A 16,280-nucleotide genomic window follows, 5' to 3' on the forward strand; every position below is an offset into this window, starting at 1 on the left:
GCGGACACCGCGTGCCCATCGTCACCCTGCCCTTCGCGGAGCTCGTCGACCGGTTCGGCCCCGTGCCGGACGGCATCGAGCTGGACGTGTGGGACGTCGAGGCGCCGTACGGCCGCCCGGACGACGTCGCCATCACGTTCCTGCCGTTCTACTTCGGTGGACGGCACCGCTGGCAGTTCGTGCACGACCTGCCGGCGCTCGAGCTCCTGCAGCTGCCGAGCGCCGGCTACGAGCACGCGGTGCCGCACGTGCCCGGTCATGCCCAGCTGGCGAACGGTCGGGGGATCCACGACGACGAGACCGCCGAGCTCGCCGTCGGCCTGGCGCTGACCTCGCTGCGCGAGCTCGGGGCGTTCCAGGCCGATCGCGCCAACGGTGTCTGGGACGCCCGGAAGACCCGTTCCCTGGCCGACCGCCGGGTCACGGTCGTCGGCTACGGCGCGATCGGGTCGGCGATCGCCACCCGGTTCGAGGCGTTCCGCACCGACGTCACCGTGGTGGCCCGTACGGCTCGCGACCAGGACGGTCGCCACGTGCACGCGTTCGGCGAGCTGCCGGAGCTGGCACCGACGACGGACGTCCTCGTGCTCATCGCGCCGCTGACGGACGAGACCGAGCGGCTGGTCGACGCCGAGCTGCTGGCCGCGCTGCCCGACGGCGCCCTGGTGGTGAACGTCGCCCGCGGCAAGGTCGTCGACACCGATGCACTGGTGGCGGAGCTACAGTCCGAGCGGCTGTTCGCGGCGCTCGACGTCACCGACCCCGAGCCTCTGCCCGACGGCCACCCGATGTGGACGACGCCGAACACGGTCCTCACGCCGCACGTCGGGGGCAACACCGACCTGAGCGTCCCGCGGTCGATCGAACTGATGCGTCGGCAGGTCGCCGCGCTGGCCGAGGGTCGCCCGTTCGAGAACCTGATCGAGCGCTAGCGACCAGTCGGAACACGCCGTCGTCTGCGCGCGACGGCGTCAGGCGCGCACCAGCAAAACGGTGGTCAGAGCGGGACGATGCATGTCGGGGTCCCGACGGCGATCTGCTCGACGGCCTCGCCCGGCACACCGTCGGCACCGATCGGCAGCACGGCGATGGCGTCCGACCGCTCGTTGGCGACGAGCACGTACCCCGGCACCCGGGCGAAGTGCCGCGGCCAGGCACCCCCGCACGACGCGGACCCGACGAGCGCGAGCCCACCGTCCGCAGCGTCGAGCACCACGATCAGGTCGCGGCCACGAACGGCGACGATCACACGTCCGGCGTCGTCGACCTCGATGTGGCTGAGGAGCGACTCCCCCACCGCACCCTCGAACGTCGGGGTCGAGGCGATCGTCACGAGCGAGCCGGACTCGTCGCGGCGGAGTCGGTGGACCGCGCCGTCGAGCTCACCGGCGACGAACAGGTCGCCTGCGTACCAGGCCAGGTGCCGCGGGCCGACGCCGGGCGCCACGTGGTGCACGCGCAGCGGCTCGAACGTGGGGACGCCGTCGGCCGACACGGTCACGCGGAACTCGTGCAGCGCGTCGCCACCGAGGTCGGCGACGAGCACCGTGCCGTCCGGCGTCGCGACGGACTGGTGCGCGTGCGGCGCATCCTGCCGGTCCTGCACCGGGCCGGTGGCGGCGGGCAGGGTCGCGACGGCGATGGCCGAGGCGGGGACGGCGAGCCGGTCGGTTCGGCCGTGCACGCCGTCTGCGGGCAGGACGACGCCGTCGCTCGCGAGCACCGAGGCAGAGAACGACTCGGCAGCCGCCAGGGAGACGGCGGTGACGGTGCCGGAGACGTAGTTGGTGACGATGAGCGCCCCGGACGGGTCGACCCGCAGGTGGCACGGGGCGTCACCGCCGGCGGAGGCGTCCCACAGGTGTTCGAGCGCGCCGTTCTGCATCCGGAAGGCGGAGACCCCGCCGTCGTTCGTCTCGGACACGGCGTAGACACGGTCGCCCGACACAGCGAGGAACGAGGGATCGTCGAGCACCGCGACGGTACGAGCGACCGCGACCGTACGAGCGCCCGCGCCCGCGCGGGCAGCCCCGCCGTCGACCAGGGAGATGCCGGTCGCGTTCCCGCCGCCGGTGGCGGTGTAGGAACCGACGAGCAGGGTCGGCAGGTCGACGCTCATTCGTCGCGTCCGGCGATGCGCTCGTGGTGGTGGATGACCTCGGCGACGATGAAGTTGAGGAACTTCTCGGCGAAGGCGGGGTCGAGGTGCGCCTCGGCGGCGAGGCTCCGGAGCCGTGCGACCTGGATCTGTTCGCGGTCCGGGTCGGCGGCGGGCATGCCCGATTCGGCCTTCAGGTGCCCCACTCGCTGGGTGTACTTGAAGCGCTCGGCGAGCATGTGGATGACGGCGGCGTCGATGTTGTCGATGCTCTGCCGGATGCTCCGGAGTTCGGCGACAGCCGTCGCTTCGGGCTCGGGCGGGGTGACGTCGTCGCTCATGCCCCGAGCCTACTGGCGGACGCGCAGCCGAACCCCGCCGACGCCTGCGAGAATGAGCACATGTCGGTCTTGCTCGTGATCTCGGGCGTGTGTGCGGTCCTCGCTGGCCTCGTCCACGTGTACATCTGGTTCCTCGAATCCATCATCTGGACGAGTCCACGCGCCCGCAAGGTGTTCGGCATCGCGACCGAGACCGAGGCCGACGCGACCCGCTCCCTCGCGTTCAACCAGGGGTTCTACAACCTGTTCCTGGCGATCGGCGCGATCCTCGGTGTCGTGCTGGTGCTGGCGGGCAACACCGCGACCGGCTGGACCCTCGTCGTGTTCTCGACCGCGAGCATGCTCGGCGCCGCGGTGATCCTGGTCGGCTCCGGCCGCAAGTACGTCAACTCCGCGTTCAAGCAGGGCACGCTCCCGCTGATCGCCCTGCTCTTCGCGCTGCTCGGCTCGAGCTTCCCCGTCTGAGCCGTCCCGACCACACCGTCAGCCCCGAACACCCCGCAAAAGCGACAGGGTGCCGCCGAACATCGGCGGCACCCTGTCGCTTTCGCGGGTGAAGACCGGCCAGGTCAGCCGAGCTTGTCCTCGAACTGGGCCGGCAGCTTGTCGAGCGCCCACTCGATCGCAGCGGTGGTGCCCATCGAGAACGCCGACGACACGTCCTTGTCGTCGAAGACGATGTAGTGGCCAGCCTCGACCGACGGCACCTTCTGGAACAGCGGGTCAGCCTCGGCCTTCGACGCGTCGACGTAGATCGGCAGGATCAGCGTCAGGTCGGCGTCGAGCAGGTCGAGGTTCTCGTCGGACAGCGTGACGGAGAACGCCTTGCCGGCTTCCTTGTCGATGGCCGACGGGATCGTGAACCCGAGGTTCTTCATGAACGACGAGCGACTGTCGGTGGAGGCGTACGCCCCGAAGCCCTCGGAGCTGTACGCACCGACGACGGCGGTCTTGCCCTCGAAGTCCGGGTGGGCCTTGCGCGCTTCGGCGTAGGCGTCGTCGAGGCCGGAGAGCAGCTTCTTGCCCTCGGACTCCTTGCCGAGCGCCTTCGCGATCATCGTGGTCTGCTGCTCGGTCGAGGCGAGGTAGTTCTCGCCGCCCTTCGGGATCGCGACGGTCGGCGCGATCGCGGACAGCTTGTCGTACCGGTCCTTGTCACCAGACGACTTCACGTCGAGGATCAGGTCGGGGTTGAGCTTGAGGATGTCCTCGTAGCTCGGCTCGAGCGTCTGGATGATCTTCGGCGACTTCGTGTAAGCGTCCTTGAGCCACGGTCCGACGCCGTCGCCACCGAAGGCGAGCCAGTCGCTCGCGCCGACCGGCTGCACGCCGAGCTCGAGCGCGGTCTCGGCGTCACCCCAGCCGAGTGCGACGACGCGCTTGGGCTGCGAGTCGATCGTCGTGGTGCCGAGGCCGGTCGTGATGGACACCGGGAAGGCGCCGTCGGACGAGCCGGACGAAGCCGTGTCGGTGGACGAGCCGGAGCCCGAGGCACAGCCGGCGAGGACGAGGGAGGCTGCGGCGACGGCACCCGCAGCGGCGAGGACACGTCGGAGACGAAGGGATGAGCGGATCACGAAGGGTAGCCTAACCTAACGGGGCGTACAGGAAATCAGCTGGATAGGCTGGGTGATCGTGGCCGTCCCAGATCCAGACCGCACGCGCCTCGCGGTGCTCGGCTCCCCCATCGCGCATTCGCTCTCCCCCACGCTCCACGAAGCGGCCTACGACGCGCTCGGGTTGGGGTGGTCGTACGGGAGGCACGAGGTCGCGTCCGGCGGGCTCGACGCGTTCGTCGCGGGGCTGGGTCCCGGATGGCGCGGGCTGAGTCTCACGATGCCGCTCAAGCGCGAGGTGCTGCCGCTCCTGGACCGCACGACCCCGTTGGTCGATGAGCTCGGGGTCGCCAACACGGTCGCGTTCCGCCACGAGGGCGACAGCATCGTCCGCGCGGGCGCCAACACCGACGTCCAGGGGCTCGTCCGACCGGTCGAGGCCCTCGGGCACCTGCCTGGGGAGGCCACGATCCTGGGCGGTGGCGCGACCGCGGCGAGCGCCCTGACCGCGGCCGTGCGGCTCGGGGCGTCGCTCGTGCGGGTGTTCCTGCGCGACACCGCGAAGGCCGGGCCGCTCGTGGAGCTGGCCGTGCGGCTCGGCGTCTCGCTCGAGGTCCTGCCACTCACCGACCTGCCCGGCACCCACCACGGGTTCGTCCTGTCGACGCTGCCCGGCGGCGCGGCCGACCCGCTCGAGCTGGTGCCGTCGGGGTCGGACGCCGTGCTGTTCGACGTCGCCTACGAACCGTGGCCGACCGCCGTCGCGTCACGTTGGGCCGGTGCGGGCGGCCGGGTGCTGAACGGCCTCGACATGCTCACCGAGCAGGCCATCGGCCAGATCCGCTTCTTCCTGACCGGCGACGAGGACGAGCTGCTGCCCGACGAGGCCGCCGTCCGTCGTGCGATGCGCGCGGCTGTCGGCCTGCCCGCCGTCATCAGCAGCTAGGCGACGACGACGACACCGGCGACCCGCGGTCAGCCGCGGGACCGCGCCTCGGCGTCGAGCAGGGCGACGGACACGTCCCACAACCGGTCGGCCTGGTCCGGATCGAGCGCCCAGGGCAGCACGCCGTGCAGGCCGTCCTCGATCCGCTCCACCACCGCGGCTTCGTGGCAGTCCTCGAAGTAGCGGCCCGTGACGCCGTCGAGTTCCGGTGCGGTGGCGAGCAGGACCGAGGTCGCGGCTCCCTGCTCCGGTGTCTTCACGGCGTCGGCGGCGGCGATCTTCGTGGCGGCGAGGACCTCCGGGTCCCAGTGCTTCTGCAGCCCGGTCCAGATCCCGCCGGGCATCAGGGCGTTCGCGGTGATGCCGTCGGCGGCCCACCGCCGGCCGGCAGCGACGGCGAACAGCACGTTGGCGGTCTTCGACTGGCCGTAGGCGAGGCCGGGCTCGTAGGGACGCCGGCGGAAGAACAGGTCGTCGAACACGACGGGCGAACCGCCGTGACCGCTCGACGACACCGAGACGATGCGGGCCGAACCCGAAGCGGCCAGGGCGTCGTGCAGCCCGAGCGCGAGGGCGAAGTGCCCGAGGTGGTTCGTCGCGAACTGCGACTCCCACCCGGCGGGCGTGTACGACTCGGGCGCGTCCATGATGCCGGCGTTGGCGACGAGCACGTCGAGCGGCCCAGACCACACTGCGGTGAACGCCTCGACGGAGCCCGGGCGGTCCAGGTGCAGTTCGACGACGGTCGGTGCGTCCGTCCCCGTCGACCGGGCGATGTCGTCCGCGACCCGGCGCCCGGCGTCGACGTCCCGCACGGCGAGCGTCACGCGTGCCCCGGCTCCGGCGAGTGCTCGGGCGGTCTCCACCCCGATGCCGGAGGCGGCACCGGTGACGATCGCCGTGCGTCCCGTCAGGTCGAGGCCGTCGACGACCTCAACGGCCGTGGTCCGGCCGCCGAAGCGGGTGAGGTCGCGTGCGGGCATGTCGACTCCTGTCAGCTGGCGCGGTGCGGACCCGTCAGGTGACGACCCCGTCCACGTAGAACCATCGTCCCTGCTCGCGGACGAACTCGCTCGTCTCCTCGAGCGTGCCGCGGTCGTCGTCGGAACGCCACCACGCGCAGAACGCGACCGTGCCCTGGGAGTCGAACGGGCCTCCCGAGGTCGTCGTCAGGACGTCCAACCGGGTCCAGCGCTGGGACGCGTCCAACTCGAGGGCTGCCGGACGGGTGCGCGGGTGCCAGGTGAGCAACAGGTACTCCGGCAGTCCCAGCGCGAACGCGCTGAAGCGTGAGCGCATCAGGCGCTCCGCGGTCGGCGCGGCCGCACCGCGGTGCAGGGGGCCGCAGCACTCGCCGTAGGGGTTGCCGCTCAGACAGGGGCAGCGCGTCTCGTCGATGACCACGCCGGAACGCTAGTCGACGATCGACAGCGCGACGGTGATGTTGCCGCGGGTGGCGTTCGAGTACGGGCAGATCTCGTGCGCGCGCTCGGCCAGGCGCTGGCGCTGCTCCTGCGGGGCGGCCGGTGCGTAGACGTCGAGCTCGACCGCCAGGCCGAAGGTGCCGTTGCCGGCGCCGCCGATGCCGACCTCGGCGGAGACCTCGGCGCCGGTGGTGTCGAGGTCGAGTTCCTTGCCCGCGGCGTGCAGTGCGCCGAGGAAGCACGCGGCGTACCCGGCGGCGAACAGCTGCTCGGGGTTGGTGCCCTCGCCGCTGCCGCCCATCTCCTTCGGCGGGCGGGTGTCCAGGTCGAGCCGGTCGTCCTCGCTGCGGACGTGCCCGTCGCGGCCGCCTCCGGTGGCGTGGGCGGCTGCGGTGTAGACGATGTCGAGACTCATGGAGCTGAGGTCATCGCGCCCACCTGGACGTGTGCTGCGCGTGCCCGGGGTGCCGGGGCCGGGCGCCCGCGCGTGCCCGGCCCGCCGGGCGTGTCCGCGGCGCGCGTGCCGCGGGGGCCCCCGCGGCGCACTTCGTGAACTTCGTGAGCAGAAATGGTCGGGCCTCACGAGCGCACTCGACCATTTCTGCTCACGAAGTACCGAGCGCCCGAGCGCCCGCGCCACAATGCCCCGCGCCCGGGTAGACATGACACGTGTTCAAGATCGGGTGGCAGGTGTACCGGGAGCGACTGCCCGCTCTCGTCAGCGTGCAGCGCCGCCGCCGCATCGTGGTCGTCGGCGTGATCGTGGCCGTCGTCGCGCTGGCGGGACTCGTCGTACTCGGACTGTTCTTCGACGACGGCTCCGTCCCCGTCGCCGCTGCGATCGTCGTGGCGGTGCTGTTCGCCTCCGGCATCGGACTCATCGGCACGTGCTTCGTACCGGTCGGGCCGAAGGGCTGGAACGTCCCGCCGATCCCTGGCATCGGCTGGCGTACCCAAGAGGCGATCGCCCGTTACTACCGCCGCAACCCTCCCGCGGTCGACCCGAAGCACCGTGACGCCGTCCTGCACGGCATGCCCGAGACCCGCGACCTGCTGGTCCGGGCAGCGTTCCGCGGGTACCTGCTGCTGGGAGGGTGGGGACTCGCGTTCCTCGCGACCGTGCTGCTCAACGTCTTCACGATCTCGACGAACGACGACATCGTCGGTCTCTCCGCGGTCTGGATCCTCATCCCGGCGACCGGTGCCGTCACCGCCATCGGGGGCATCCGCACCCTCGGCCGCCAGGAGCAGCTGCGCGTCGAGGCCGAGGCCCTCCCGCCCGTCCCGCCGGCGCCGCCCGCCCGCGGCCGGCCCGGCACCCCGAAGGGCAGCAAGCTCTCGCTGCCGGGCGACTGATCCGTGTTCGCACTCGGTTGGCGGATCTTCTTCCAGCACGTCGACGAGGTGTTGGACCCGCGTCGTGTCCGCCGCGCGGCAGCGTGGTCCGGCGGCGCGGCTGTGGTCGCGTTGGTCGGCATGCTCGTCCTGGAGGCCCTGCTCGGCTGGACGGCGCAGCCTCCGCTCCGCAGCGTGGCGGCCATCGTGCTGCTGGCGGCCGGCGTGGGTCTGCTCACGTTCGCGTGCTTCCCGACGCGGCGCCCGCCGGACCCTTCGGCGACGATCAACGGGCGGCAGGTGCGGGCCTCGTGGCAGAACTCGGTGCGGTGGTCGGTGCAGCCCTACCTGCTGCGACGGCCACGCCCCGTCCGTCCAGACGACCGCGAGGCGGTCCGCACCGACACGGTCCTGCTCCGCCGCGGCCTGATCGGCACGCTCGCCCGCGTCACCCCGCTGCTGGGGGCAGGGGTAGCCGCCGTCGGTGCTGGCCCGTTGCTCGACGTCGCGCCCTGGTGGCCCGTGGTGTCCGTCGCGCTCTACGTCCTCGTGCTGCCCGAGTACGTCGTCCGCCTCGGCCGCTCCGAACGCGCGCGGGTCGCCGCCGAGGCCGCCGAGCCGTTCGAGGTCCCGGCCGGCCCGACTTCGTGAGCAGAAATGGTCGGGTGGCGTGACGGGACCCGACCATTTCTGCTCACGAAGCGGGATACGGGGCACGGGAACGACCCCAGCCGCGCGACTGTCGGCGGCACGGGGCACACTGGGCGCATGTGTGGAAGGTTCGTCGTCTCCGACACCACGGCTGATCTGTTGCCCGAGCTCCTCGGTGAGCTCGCCGACCGGACCGAGCACGTCGACCAGGACACCGGCGTCGTGGGGACCGGCCTGGTGCCGAGCTGGAACGTCGCCCCGACCGATCCCGTGTCCGCGGTGCGCCAGCGGCACGGGGAGCGCGAGCTGCCGCAGATCAGCTGGGGCTTCGTGCCGAGTTGGGCGAAGGACTTCCTGAAGCAGCGCCCGAAGCCGATCAACGCCCGCATCGAGACGGTCGCGACGAGCGGCATGTTCAAGCGGGCCTTCGCGACGAACCGGTGCATCGTGCCGGCGCAGGGCTACTACGAGTGGGTGGTGCGCGAGGACGGCAAGGAGCCGCACTTCGTGCACGAGCCCGGCGGTGCCCTGGCGATGGCCGGGGTCGTGAGTGCCTGGCCGGACCCGACCAAGCCCGAGGGCGACCCGGACAAGTGGCGGCTGTCGCTGGCGATCATCACCCGCGACGCCCACGTTGCCCCGGGCGAGGTGCACGACCGGATGCCGGCGTTCTTGACGCCCGACGGCTACGACGACTGGCTGGGGGGCGAGTTGCCGACCGACGACCTGCTGGCCCTGCTCGACCACGAGTCGCTGACGGTCGCGGCCGGCCTGGAGCAGTACGAGGTCGCCCGCACCGTGAACAGCGTGAAGAACGACGGCCCGCAGCTCATCGAACCGGTGGCGTAGCCAGCGAGACGCCGCCCTACTCGACGCTCGGGCGCACCCACAGTTCGGCGATCTGGGAGTCCCGCGGGGCGTCGATCACGAACCGCACGGCCGAGGCGACGGTCGACGGGTCGCTCCGCACCACGTCGGGGTCGGCCGGACCGTACCGATCGCCGGTGTGCGCGAGCGGGGTGTCGGTCGGTCCCGGCGCGACGGTGCTCACCCGGATCCCGTCGGCGCTGACCTGCTGGCGGAGTCCGTCGGTGACGGCCTGCAGCGCGTGCTTCGACGCGGAGTACACGGTGCTGTTCGGCACGGCCCGTCGCGCGGCACCCGAGCTGATCACGACGACCGACCCGGCGGCCCGGCGCAGGTGTGGCAGGAACACCCGGCTGAGCTCGGCCGGCGCGATGACGTTGGTGGCGAAGGCGCGCTGCCAGTCCTCGGCGCGGGCGTCCTCGACACGCAGGCGTTCGACGATCGCTGCGTTGTGCACCAGGACGTCGAGCTCCGGTACCGAGTCGGCGAAGGCCGGGAACCCGGCGGCGTCGGTCAGGTCGAGCTGCACGGCGGTGACGTGGTCGAGCGCCCCGACCTCGTCGAGCCGCACGCGGTCACGCCCGACGGCGATCACTTCGTGGGTCCGGCGGAGCTCCTCGACGACGGCGCGTCCGATGCCGCTGGTCCCACCGGTCACGATCGCGGTGGGTCGGCCGGGTGCGGTGGGTCGGTCGCTCATCCTCCGAGGCTAGCGAGCGGCGGAGCCGCACCGCCCCGCGTGACGGCGTGCGTCGGACGCGACCACGGCAGGAAGACGGGAGGCCCGGGTCACGTGCGCCTGTCGGCTGACGTGATCCGGGCCTCCCGGTCGACCGCGGTGGTTACGGACGCGCGCTGCGTCGGATCCCCGGGGCGGCTGCGATGCCCGCCGCGATGCGGCGACGCGTCACGAGCAGCACGCCGGCCAGGAGCAGTGCGATCGCAGCGAGGCCGAGGCCGACGAGGCCGGTCGCACCGGTGAAGGCGAGCTCCGCGGTGTGGACCGCTGCCGCGATGCCGGTCGGGTAGGTGACCGTGATGGTCGCCGTCACCGTCTGGCCGTTGCTGTCCGTCACCGTGTACCCGATGAAGGTGGTGCCGGTGTGGCCCTTCGCCGGGGTGAAGACGACCTTGCCGTCGCGGACGGTCCAGGCGCCCTCGTGGCTGACGACGACGCGGTCGGACTGCTTGCCCGTCTCCGGGTCGATCAGGTGCAGGGTGCCCGTCTCGAAGGTGGCACCGCCCGAGGCGGAGTCGTTGTCGAGCGGGTCGATCGTGACCTGGTGCCCGACGGTCCCGGTGGCGGAGTCGTCCTTCGCGACCGCGGCGGCGACGACCGTCATCGTGGCGGTGGCGGTGGTGGTCTGCCCCGAGGCGTCCGTCACCGTGTAGGTGAAGGTGTCCGTGCCGGTGAAGCCGGCGGCCGGGGTGTAGACGTACGCGCCGGTGGGCTGGACCGTCACCGTGCCGTGGGCCGGCTTGCGGTCCAGCGCTGCGGTGAGGCGGGTGCCCTGGTCGTTGGTGAGCAGACCGTGGGCGGCGTCGCGGGAGATCGGGGTGCCGGCGATGGTGTGGCCGGCGTCCTTCGTCGCGTCGATGCCGACGGTGACGGTGACGGTGGCGTCGACCTGCTGACCCGAGCCGTCCTGTGCCCGGTAGGTCACGGTGTCGGTGCCGGAGAAGCCCTTCGCCGGGGTGTAGACGAACGTGCCGTCCGCGGCGATCGAGACCGTGCCGTGCCCCGCCTTGCCGGAGGTCACGACCGTCAGGTCACTGCCGTGGTCGTTGCCGAGCACGCCGGGGCCGGCGACGGTGATCGACTTGCCGGCCTTCGTGGCTGCCTTGTCGTTCGTCGCCGTCGGGGTGACGGTGATCGTCACGAGGCCGGTCGCGGTGTTGCCGTCGTGGTCGACCGCCGTGTAGGTGAAGGTGTCGATGCCGGACCAGTCGTGCTCCGGCGTGTAGACGTACGAGCCGTCCTTCGCCAGCGCCACGGAGCCGTGTGCCGGCTTGCGGTCGAGCTTCGCCCACAGGTCGGTGCCCTCGTCGTCGGCGAGGACGCCCGTGCCGACGGTCGCGGTCACGGTGCCGTTGGTGGCGGTGCGGCCGGTGTCGGGGGTCGCCATGGTGCCGACCAGGACGGTGACGGTCGCCGTCGTGGTCTGGCCGGAGCCGTCCGTGACGGTGTACGTGAACGTGTCCGTGCCGGAGAAGCCCTTCTTCGGCAGGTAGACGAGCGAGCCGGGCTCGGTGCCCTTGGTCACGGTGCCGTGCGCGGCGTCGCCGTGGCCGGTGACCGTGAGCGTCGTGCCGTGGTCGTTGGCGGTCAGCGTCGTGCCGGCGATGGCCAGCGCGGTGCCGGCGCTGGTGCGCACGGTGTCCGCGACGGCGACGGGCTTGACCGTCACCGTGACGGTCGCCTTCGCCATGCCGCCGGTCGGGTCGGTCACCGTGTAGGTGAACGTGTCCGTGCCGGAGAAGCCGTCGGCCGGCGTGTACGTGACGGTGCCGGTGCCGGTGTTGCCGGTTCCGGCTCCGCCTCCGGTGATCGCGGCCTCGCCGTGACCGGGCTTGGTGACCGCGGTGACGGTGAGCTTCGTGCCGGAGTCGTTGCCCGTGACCACGACGTCGACCGGGGTCGAGGCGGTGGTGGTCGCGGTGTCGGCGACGGCCTTCGGGGCGACGACGATCGTCACGGTGCCGGTGGTCGTGCCGCCGGAGCCGTCGGTGACGGTGTAGTCGAACGAGTCCGGGCCGGAGTAGCCGGGCTTCGGCGTGTAGGTGTACCCGCCGTCCTCGTCGACGACGACGTCACCGTGCGACGGGTCGGTGTTGTCCGTGACGTGCAGGTCGGTGCCGGTGGCGCCGTCGAGCACGCCCTTGTCGGCCGGCACGGTGATGGATCCGTCGGCGTCGGTGGACGTGGAGCCACCCGCCGTGACGGGGGTGACCCGGACGGAGACCGTGCCGGTGTTCGTGAGGCCGTTGCGGTCGGTGACCGTGTACGTGAACTCGTCGGTGCCGGAGAAGCCGGGCTTCGGCGTGTAGGTGACGGTGCCGTCGTCGTTCCGGACTGCGGTGCCGTTCGTGCCGCTCTTGCCGACGGGGATGTCGAGGACGGACAGGCCGGTGCCGTGGTCGTTGCCGGTCAGTTCGGCCGAGGTGACCGTCTTGCTGCCGCCTGCCTTGACCGTGATCTCGTCCGGCTCGGTGCCGGGCTCGACCGTGATGGTCACGACACCCGTGGCCGTCCCGCCGGAGGGGTCCTTCGCCGTGTAGGTGAAGGTGTCCGTGCCCGAGAAGCCGTCCTTCGGGGTGTACGTGTACGACCCGTCCTCCGCCAGCTCGAGGTCGCCGTTCGCGGGCTCGAGGTCGACCGTGGCGGTGAGCTTCGTGCCCTCGTCGTTCGCGAGCACGCCCGTGCGGTCGTCGCCGTCTCCGCCCACGCTCAGCGTGGTGCCGGCGGTGGCGGTCGCGGTGTCCGGGGTGGCCATCGGGCCGACGACGACGGTGATCGTGCCGGTCGTGGTCTGGCCGGAGTCGTCCCGCACCGTGTAGGTGACGGTGTCGGTGCCCGAGAAGCCGGGCTTCGGCGTGTACGTGATCACGCCGGTGGTCGGGTCGATCGTGACGTCGCCGTGCGTCGTGCCGTCGGCGTCCGGCACGGCGGCCGCGTCGGTGACGGTCAGCTTCGTTCCCTTGTCGTTGCCGGTGAGCGTCTCCGGCGCGATGGTCAGCGTCTCGCCGGACTTCGTCGACACGGTGTCGCCGTTCGCGACCGGCTGGACGGTGACGGTGACCGTCGCCGGGCTGGTGGTGACCTTCGAGCCGTCGGTCACGGTGTAGGTGAACGAGTCGGTGCCGGAGAAGTCACCCGTCGGCGTGTACTCGATGGTGCCGTCCTCGGCCACCACGGCGGTGCCGTTCGCCGGACCGGTGACGATCGTGGTGACCAGGTCCGAGCCGCGGTCGTTGTGCTGCACGTCGACGTTCACCGGGGTGCCGGCGCTCGTCGTCGTGGTGTCGTTCGCGATCGTCGGGTTGACCGTGATGGTCACCGTGGCGGTCGTCGGCGCACCGGCGGTGTCCGTCGCGGTGTACCGGAACGAGTCCGTGCCCGAGAAGCCGTCGGCCGGCGTGTAGGTGATCGCACCGGTCGCCTTGTCGAGGGTGAGCTCGCCGTGCGCGGGCTTCGTGTTCGACGAGATCGTCAGGCCGGTGCCGAGGTCGTTGCCCAGGACGCCGGTGGCGCGGGTGTCGGCGGTGTAGGTGGTGCCGGCGGCGACGCGGACGGTGTCGTCCTTCGCCAGCGGGGCGACGTTCACGGTCACGGTCACGGTGTCGGTCCCCCCGGTGCCGTCGGTGACGGTGTACGTGAAGGAGTCGGGGCCGGAGTAGCCGGTCGTGGGCGTGTAGGTGTAGCTGCCGTCCTTCGCGACGACGACGTCACCGTGAGCGGGCTTGGTGTTGCCGGTGACCGTCAGGTCCGAGCCGAGGTCGTTGGCGAGCAGGCCGGGGGCGGTGCCGGGGGTGCCGGTGCCGGGGGTGCCGGTGCCGGGGGTGCCGCTTCCGGGGGTGCCGCTTCCGCTGATCGGCGAGCCGGCCGTCGCCGTGACGGTGTCGGCGACCGCGGTCGGCAGCACCGTGATGGTGACCGTGCCGCTGATCGGCGCGCCGTCGCCGTCCTTCGCCGTGTAGGTGAAGGAGTCCGGGCCGGAGTAACCGGCGGTCGGGGTGTACGAGTACGAGCCGTCCTTCTCGACGGTCAGGTCACCGTGGGCGGGCTTCGTGTTGCCCGTGACCGTCAGGCCGGTGCCGTGGTCGTTCGCGAGCAGACCCGTCTTGGCGTCCGCAGTCGCGGTCTGGCCGGCGTGCACACTGAACGCGTCGTCGGTGCCCGCCGGGGCGACGGTGATCGTCACCGTGCTGGTCGACGTCTGGCCGGAGGAGTCCTTCGCCGTGTACTGGAAGGTGTCCGTGCCCGAGAAGCCGTCGGCCGGCGTGTACGTGTACGAGCCGTCGGAGGCCACGGTCGCGGTGCCGTGGGCGGGCGTGGTGTTCGACACGACGGACAGGCCGGTGCCGCTGTCGTTCGCCAAGACGCCCTTCGCGGGCACGGTGAGCTTCGTGCCGTTCGGCGTGTTGCCGGTGTCCGAGGTCGTGGTGACGTGCACGGCCTTGAGCGTGTTGGTGAACGTCACCATGACGTCGGTGCCGTCGGCGGTCGTGGCTGCGGGGAACGTGAAGGTGCCGGTGTTCCCGGCGCCCTTCGCGATGAACGCGCTGGTGGTCTGGTTGAGCGCCACCCACGACGTGTCGTAGTTCGCCAGGTCGGTGGTACCCGAGGCGGTCTGCGTGACCGTGTAGTCCTTGTTCGGCGTGCTCAGGACGGCGCCGGCGCGCTGCGACTGGGTGCCGGTGCTCTGGCCGGTCGTCGTGGCCGAGGTGCCGCTCTTGGTGGGGTCGATGCCGCCGCCGGTGATGGCGAGGCCGAACTGGTCGCCCGTGTTCCAGCGCTTGTCGACGCTCGACTCACCGGTGACGGTGTCGGCGTAGTTGCAGCTGGCCAGGTCGCTGGCGGCGTAGTTGCCGACGATCGGGAAGCTGCGGACCTGCGCACCCGAGGTGGGGTCGAGCTGGTAGATCGTGGTCGTCGAGACGCTGTTCGCGGTCACGGTGTTCGAGACGTACAGGTAGCCGTCGGACGAGAACGCGATGCCCGGGCTGCTGGTGCCTGCCGGCAGGGTCGCGATCGCGGACGTGGTCATGACCGTGCTGCCCGAGGTGCTCGGGACCTCGTCGGTGTTGACGCGGTAGACCGTGTCGGCCGCGACGACGAAGAACAGGCCGCGCGAGCTGAACGCGAAGTCACCGTTGCCGGCCTTCAGCCCGTTGATCTGTCCGACCTGACCGAGGTACGTCTTGGTCGCGGGGTCGTAGGCACCGAGCCAGCCGGTGTTGTCGCCGTAGTAGTAGATGCCGTTCTTCGGGTTGACCGCACCGCGGATCACGGTCCGTGTCTTGTCCGTGGCGATCGGATCCGACGCGGTCCCGGTCTTCGGGTCGTACTGCCGGAGCGTGGCGCTGACGTTGTTCGACGCGGCGAACATCGACAGGCCCTCACGCGAGATGCCGAGGCCGTTGTTCGCGCCGGTGCCGAGGTTCGTGACGTCGGCGGTCGTGCCCTTGGAGTCGCCCGTGGTGATGTCCACCGCGACGACCTTGCCCGTGCCGTCGATGGCGTAGAGCGTGTTCTGGTCGCACACCAGTGCACCGTTCGAGATCGCGGTGACGGCCGAGGCGGACTCAGCGGCGATGACCGCCGTGGTCGTCGAGAGACCGGCGCCGACGAGCAGCGCAGCGCCGAACATGGCGACGGTACGGACGCCGAAGCGGCGTCGAGGCACAGCGGTGCCCTGGTTTCCAGGCAGCATGATCACTTTCGGGTCGAGACGATGCGGGCGCTGATCAACGGCCGTCGGTTCAGGGAGAACGGTCGTTGGCGCCGGGTCGATACTGGCAGGTCTCGATACCGATGTGGGGACGGAACGGGTCCCCAATAGGGGGGACCACTCGTTGTGGGGGTAGGCGCGTCACAGGCCCACGTCACCCGCTCGGGGCACAGCAAAACCCCACCGGGATCCGGTGGGGTTTCAGGGGTTCGAGCGTGGTCCGGATCAGGCGGTGGCGCGGATCACGTCGGGCAGCAGCACGTGCAGCCGTTCGGCCAGACGCCCCTTGGCCTCGTCGAGGGAGCGGAAGTCCCCCACGTACTCGCCGAACGTGTCGGCGACGAAGAAGTGCGTGCCCTGCCGGTCGACGGTGCCGCCGTAGTACCCGCCGTAGTTGGCGACCCAGAGCCCGGTGTCGGGCTGCGCCCAGCTGATGCGGACGCGAGCCGGCGCGGTGTCGGCGACGACCTGTGCCTCGATCTCGGCAATGACCTCGATCGTCCGGGTGTCCAGCGTCACTTCGGTCTGCTGGTGGTGATCGGCGGTCATGCTCATGGTCGTGCTCCTTCGGGCTGTGCTGCGTACTGGTGCTGCGGGCGTCGCGGACGCC

15 protein-coding genes are annotated in these 16,280 nt (G+C 71.4%); 6 read left to right on the forward strand and 9 right to left on the reverse strand.

The genetic code is table 11. The annotated features are described in order from the left end of the window. The first annotated feature begins 11 nt into the window (after positions 1–11). Positions 12–932 (forward strand): 2-hydroxyacid dehydrogenase, encoded by a 921-nt coding sequence (locus HQQ88_RS19605; protein WP_173169744.1) that lies wholly within the window; start codon positions 12–14, stop codon positions 930–932. 65 nt (positions 933–997) lie between these two features. Here the strand turns inward: HQQ88_RS19605 and HQQ88_RS13765 are convergent, their stop codons facing one another. Both HQQ88_RS13765 and HQQ88_RS13770 read right to left on the reverse strand, forming a co-directional pair. After that, positions 998–2,119: a beta-propeller fold lactonase family protein gene (locus HQQ88_RS13765; protein WP_173169745.1), complete on the reverse strand. Its 1,122-nt coding sequence runs from the start codon at positions 2,117–2,119 to the stop codon at positions 998–1,000. Further along, a complete protein-coding gene (locus HQQ88_RS13770) occupies positions 2,116–2,439 on the reverse strand; it encodes a chorismate mutase (protein WP_123671988.1) in 324 nt (107 codons plus the stop codon). The genes HQQ88_RS13765 and HQQ88_RS13770 overlap by 4 nt, the downstream gene beginning before the upstream one ends. A gap of 60 nt (positions 2,440–2,499) precedes the next feature. On the opposite strand from HQQ88_RS13770, the gene HQQ88_RS13775 reads away from it, so the two are divergent. After that, on the forward strand, positions 2,500–2,904 hold the full coding sequence (locus tag HQQ88_RS13775) for a DUF1304 domain-containing protein (RefSeq protein WP_123293628.1): 405 nt from the start codon (positions 2,500–2,502) through the stop codon (positions 2,902–2,904). Positions 2,905–3,008: 104 nt separating this feature from the next. Here the strand turns inward: HQQ88_RS13775 and HQQ88_RS13780 are convergent, their stop codons facing one another. Continuing rightward, the gene (locus HQQ88_RS13780) at positions 3,009–4,016 is read right to left on the reverse strand and encodes an iron-siderophore ABC transporter substrate-binding protein (RefSeq protein ID WP_173169746.1); all 1,008 of its coding nucleotides are present in this window, start codon (positions 4,014–4,016) and stop codon (positions 3,009–3,011) included. A gap of 58 nt (positions 4,017–4,074) precedes the next feature. Between HQQ88_RS13780 and HQQ88_RS13785 the strand changes: the two genes are divergently transcribed. Continuing rightward, on the forward strand, positions 4,075–4,941 hold the full coding sequence (locus HQQ88_RS13785) for a shikimate dehydrogenase (protein ID WP_173169747.1): 867 nt from the start codon (positions 4,075–4,077) through the stop codon (positions 4,939–4,941). Positions 4,942–4,970: 29 nt separating this feature from the next. Here the strand turns inward: HQQ88_RS13785 and HQQ88_RS13790 are convergent, their stop codons facing one another. Genes HQQ88_RS13790 through HQQ88_RS13800 form a run of 3 tightly spaced genes read right to left on the reverse strand, consistent with a single transcriptional unit; the run spans position 4,971 to position 6,780 of the window. Continuing rightward, positions 4,971–5,924, reverse strand: a complete 954-nt coding sequence (locus HQQ88_RS13790) for an SDR family NAD(P)-dependent oxidoreductase (RefSeq protein WP_173169748.1) — start codon at positions 5,922–5,924, stop codon at positions 4,971–4,973. A gap of 34 nt (positions 5,925–5,958) precedes the next feature. After that, positions 5,959–6,345, reverse strand: a complete 387-nt coding sequence (locus HQQ88_RS13795) for a YchJ family metal-binding protein (RefSeq protein ID WP_173169749.1) — start codon at positions 6,343–6,345, stop codon at positions 5,959–5,961. A gap of 9 nt (positions 6,346–6,354) precedes the next feature. Next, on the reverse strand, positions 6,355–6,780 hold the full coding sequence (locus HQQ88_RS13800; RefSeq protein ID WP_123293624.1) for an organic hydroperoxide resistance protein: 426 nt from the start codon (positions 6,778–6,780) through the stop codon (positions 6,355–6,357). A gap of 254 nt (positions 6,781–7,034) precedes the next feature. Here HQQ88_RS13800 and HQQ88_RS13805 point away from each other — a divergent pair, with 254 nt between their 5' ends. The 3 genes from HQQ88_RS13805 to HQQ88_RS13815 all read left to right on the forward strand — a co-directional run bounded on the left by HQQ88_RS13805 (position 7,035) and on the right by HQQ88_RS13815 (position 9,200). Next, a complete protein-coding gene (locus HQQ88_RS13805; RefSeq protein ID WP_173169750.1) occupies positions 7,035–7,721 on the forward strand; it encodes a hypothetical protein in 687 nt (228 codons plus the stop codon). Between the two features lie 3 nt (positions 7,722–7,724). Further along, complete coding sequence (locus HQQ88_RS13810) at positions 7,725–8,351, forward strand: hypothetical protein (protein WP_173169751.1); 627 nt, start codon at positions 7,725–7,727, stop codon at positions 8,349–8,351. A gap of 117 nt (positions 8,352–8,468) precedes the next feature. Continuing rightward, positions 8,469–9,200, forward strand: coding sequence for an SOS response-associated peptidase (locus HQQ88_RS13815; RefSeq protein WP_173169752.1), 732 nt, complete (start codon positions 8,469–8,471; stop codon positions 9,198–9,200). A gap of 16 nt (positions 9,201–9,216) precedes the next feature. On the opposite strand, the gene HQQ88_RS13820 is transcribed toward HQQ88_RS13815, so the two are convergent. From HQQ88_RS13820 to HQQ88_RS13830, 3 genes are all read right to left on the reverse strand, one after another. Next, entirely contained in the window at positions 9,217–9,918 is a 702-nt protein-coding gene (locus tag HQQ88_RS13820) for an SDR family oxidoreductase (RefSeq protein ID WP_173169753.1), read from the reverse strand. 142 nt (positions 9,919–10,060) lie between these two features. After that, positions 10,061–15,589 carry an Ig-like domain-containing protein gene (locus tag HQQ88_RS13825; RefSeq protein ID WP_173169754.1) on the reverse strand — a complete coding sequence of 1,843 codons (5,529 nt, stop codon included), beginning with the start codon at positions 15,587–15,589 and terminating at the stop codon, positions 10,061–10,063. A gap of 306 nt (positions 15,590–15,895) precedes the next feature. Next, the gene (locus HQQ88_RS13830) at positions 15,896–16,225 is read right to left on the reverse strand and encodes a hypothetical protein (RefSeq protein WP_181437589.1); all 330 of its coding nucleotides are present in this window, start codon (positions 16,223–16,225) and stop codon (positions 15,896–15,898) included. Positions 16,226–16,280: the final 55 nt, after the last annotated feature.

Origin of the sequence: Curtobacterium sp. VKM Ac-2861 (assembly GCF_013204965.1) — a bacterium.
Classification (GTDB): domain Bacteria; phylum Actinomycetota; class Actinomycetes; order Actinomycetales; family Microbacteriaceae; genus Curtobacterium.

Coding starts and splice junctions, on each gene's coding strand:
- HQQ88_RS13765 (WP_173169745.1), bottom strand. CDS start 2,119: ATGAGCGTCGACCTGCCGACCCTGCTCGTCGGTTCCTACACCGCCACC.
- HQQ88_RS13770 (WP_123671988.1), bottom strand. CDS start 2,439: ATGAGCGACGACGTCACCCCGCCCGAGCCCGAAGCGACGGCTGTCGCC.
- HQQ88_RS13775 (WP_123293628.1), top strand. CDS start 2,500: ATGTCGGTCTTGCTCGTGATCTCGGGCGTGTGTGCGGTCCTCGCTGGC.
- HQQ88_RS13790 (WP_173169748.1), bottom strand. CDS start 5,924: ATGCCCGCACGCGACCTCACCCGCTTCGGCGGCCGGACCACGGCCGTT.
- HQQ88_RS13800 (WP_123293624.1), bottom strand. CDS start 6,780: ATGAGTCTCGACATCGTCTACACCGCAGCCGCCCACGCCACCGGAGGC.
- HQQ88_RS13815 (WP_173169752.1), top strand. CDS start 8,469: ATGTGTGGAAGGTTCGTCGTCTCCGACACCACGGCTGATCTGTTGCCC.
- HQQ88_RS13820 (WP_173169753.1), bottom strand. CDS start 9,918: ATGAGCGACCGACCCACCGCACCCGGCCGACCCACCGCGATCGTGACC.
- HQQ88_RS13825 (WP_173169754.1), bottom strand. CDS start 15,589: ATGTTCGGCGCTGCGCTGCTCGTCGGCGCCGGTCTCTCGACGACCACG.
- HQQ88_RS13830 (WP_181437589.1), bottom strand. CDS start 16,225: ATGAGCATGACCGCCGATCACCACCAGCAGACCGAAGTGACGCTGGAC.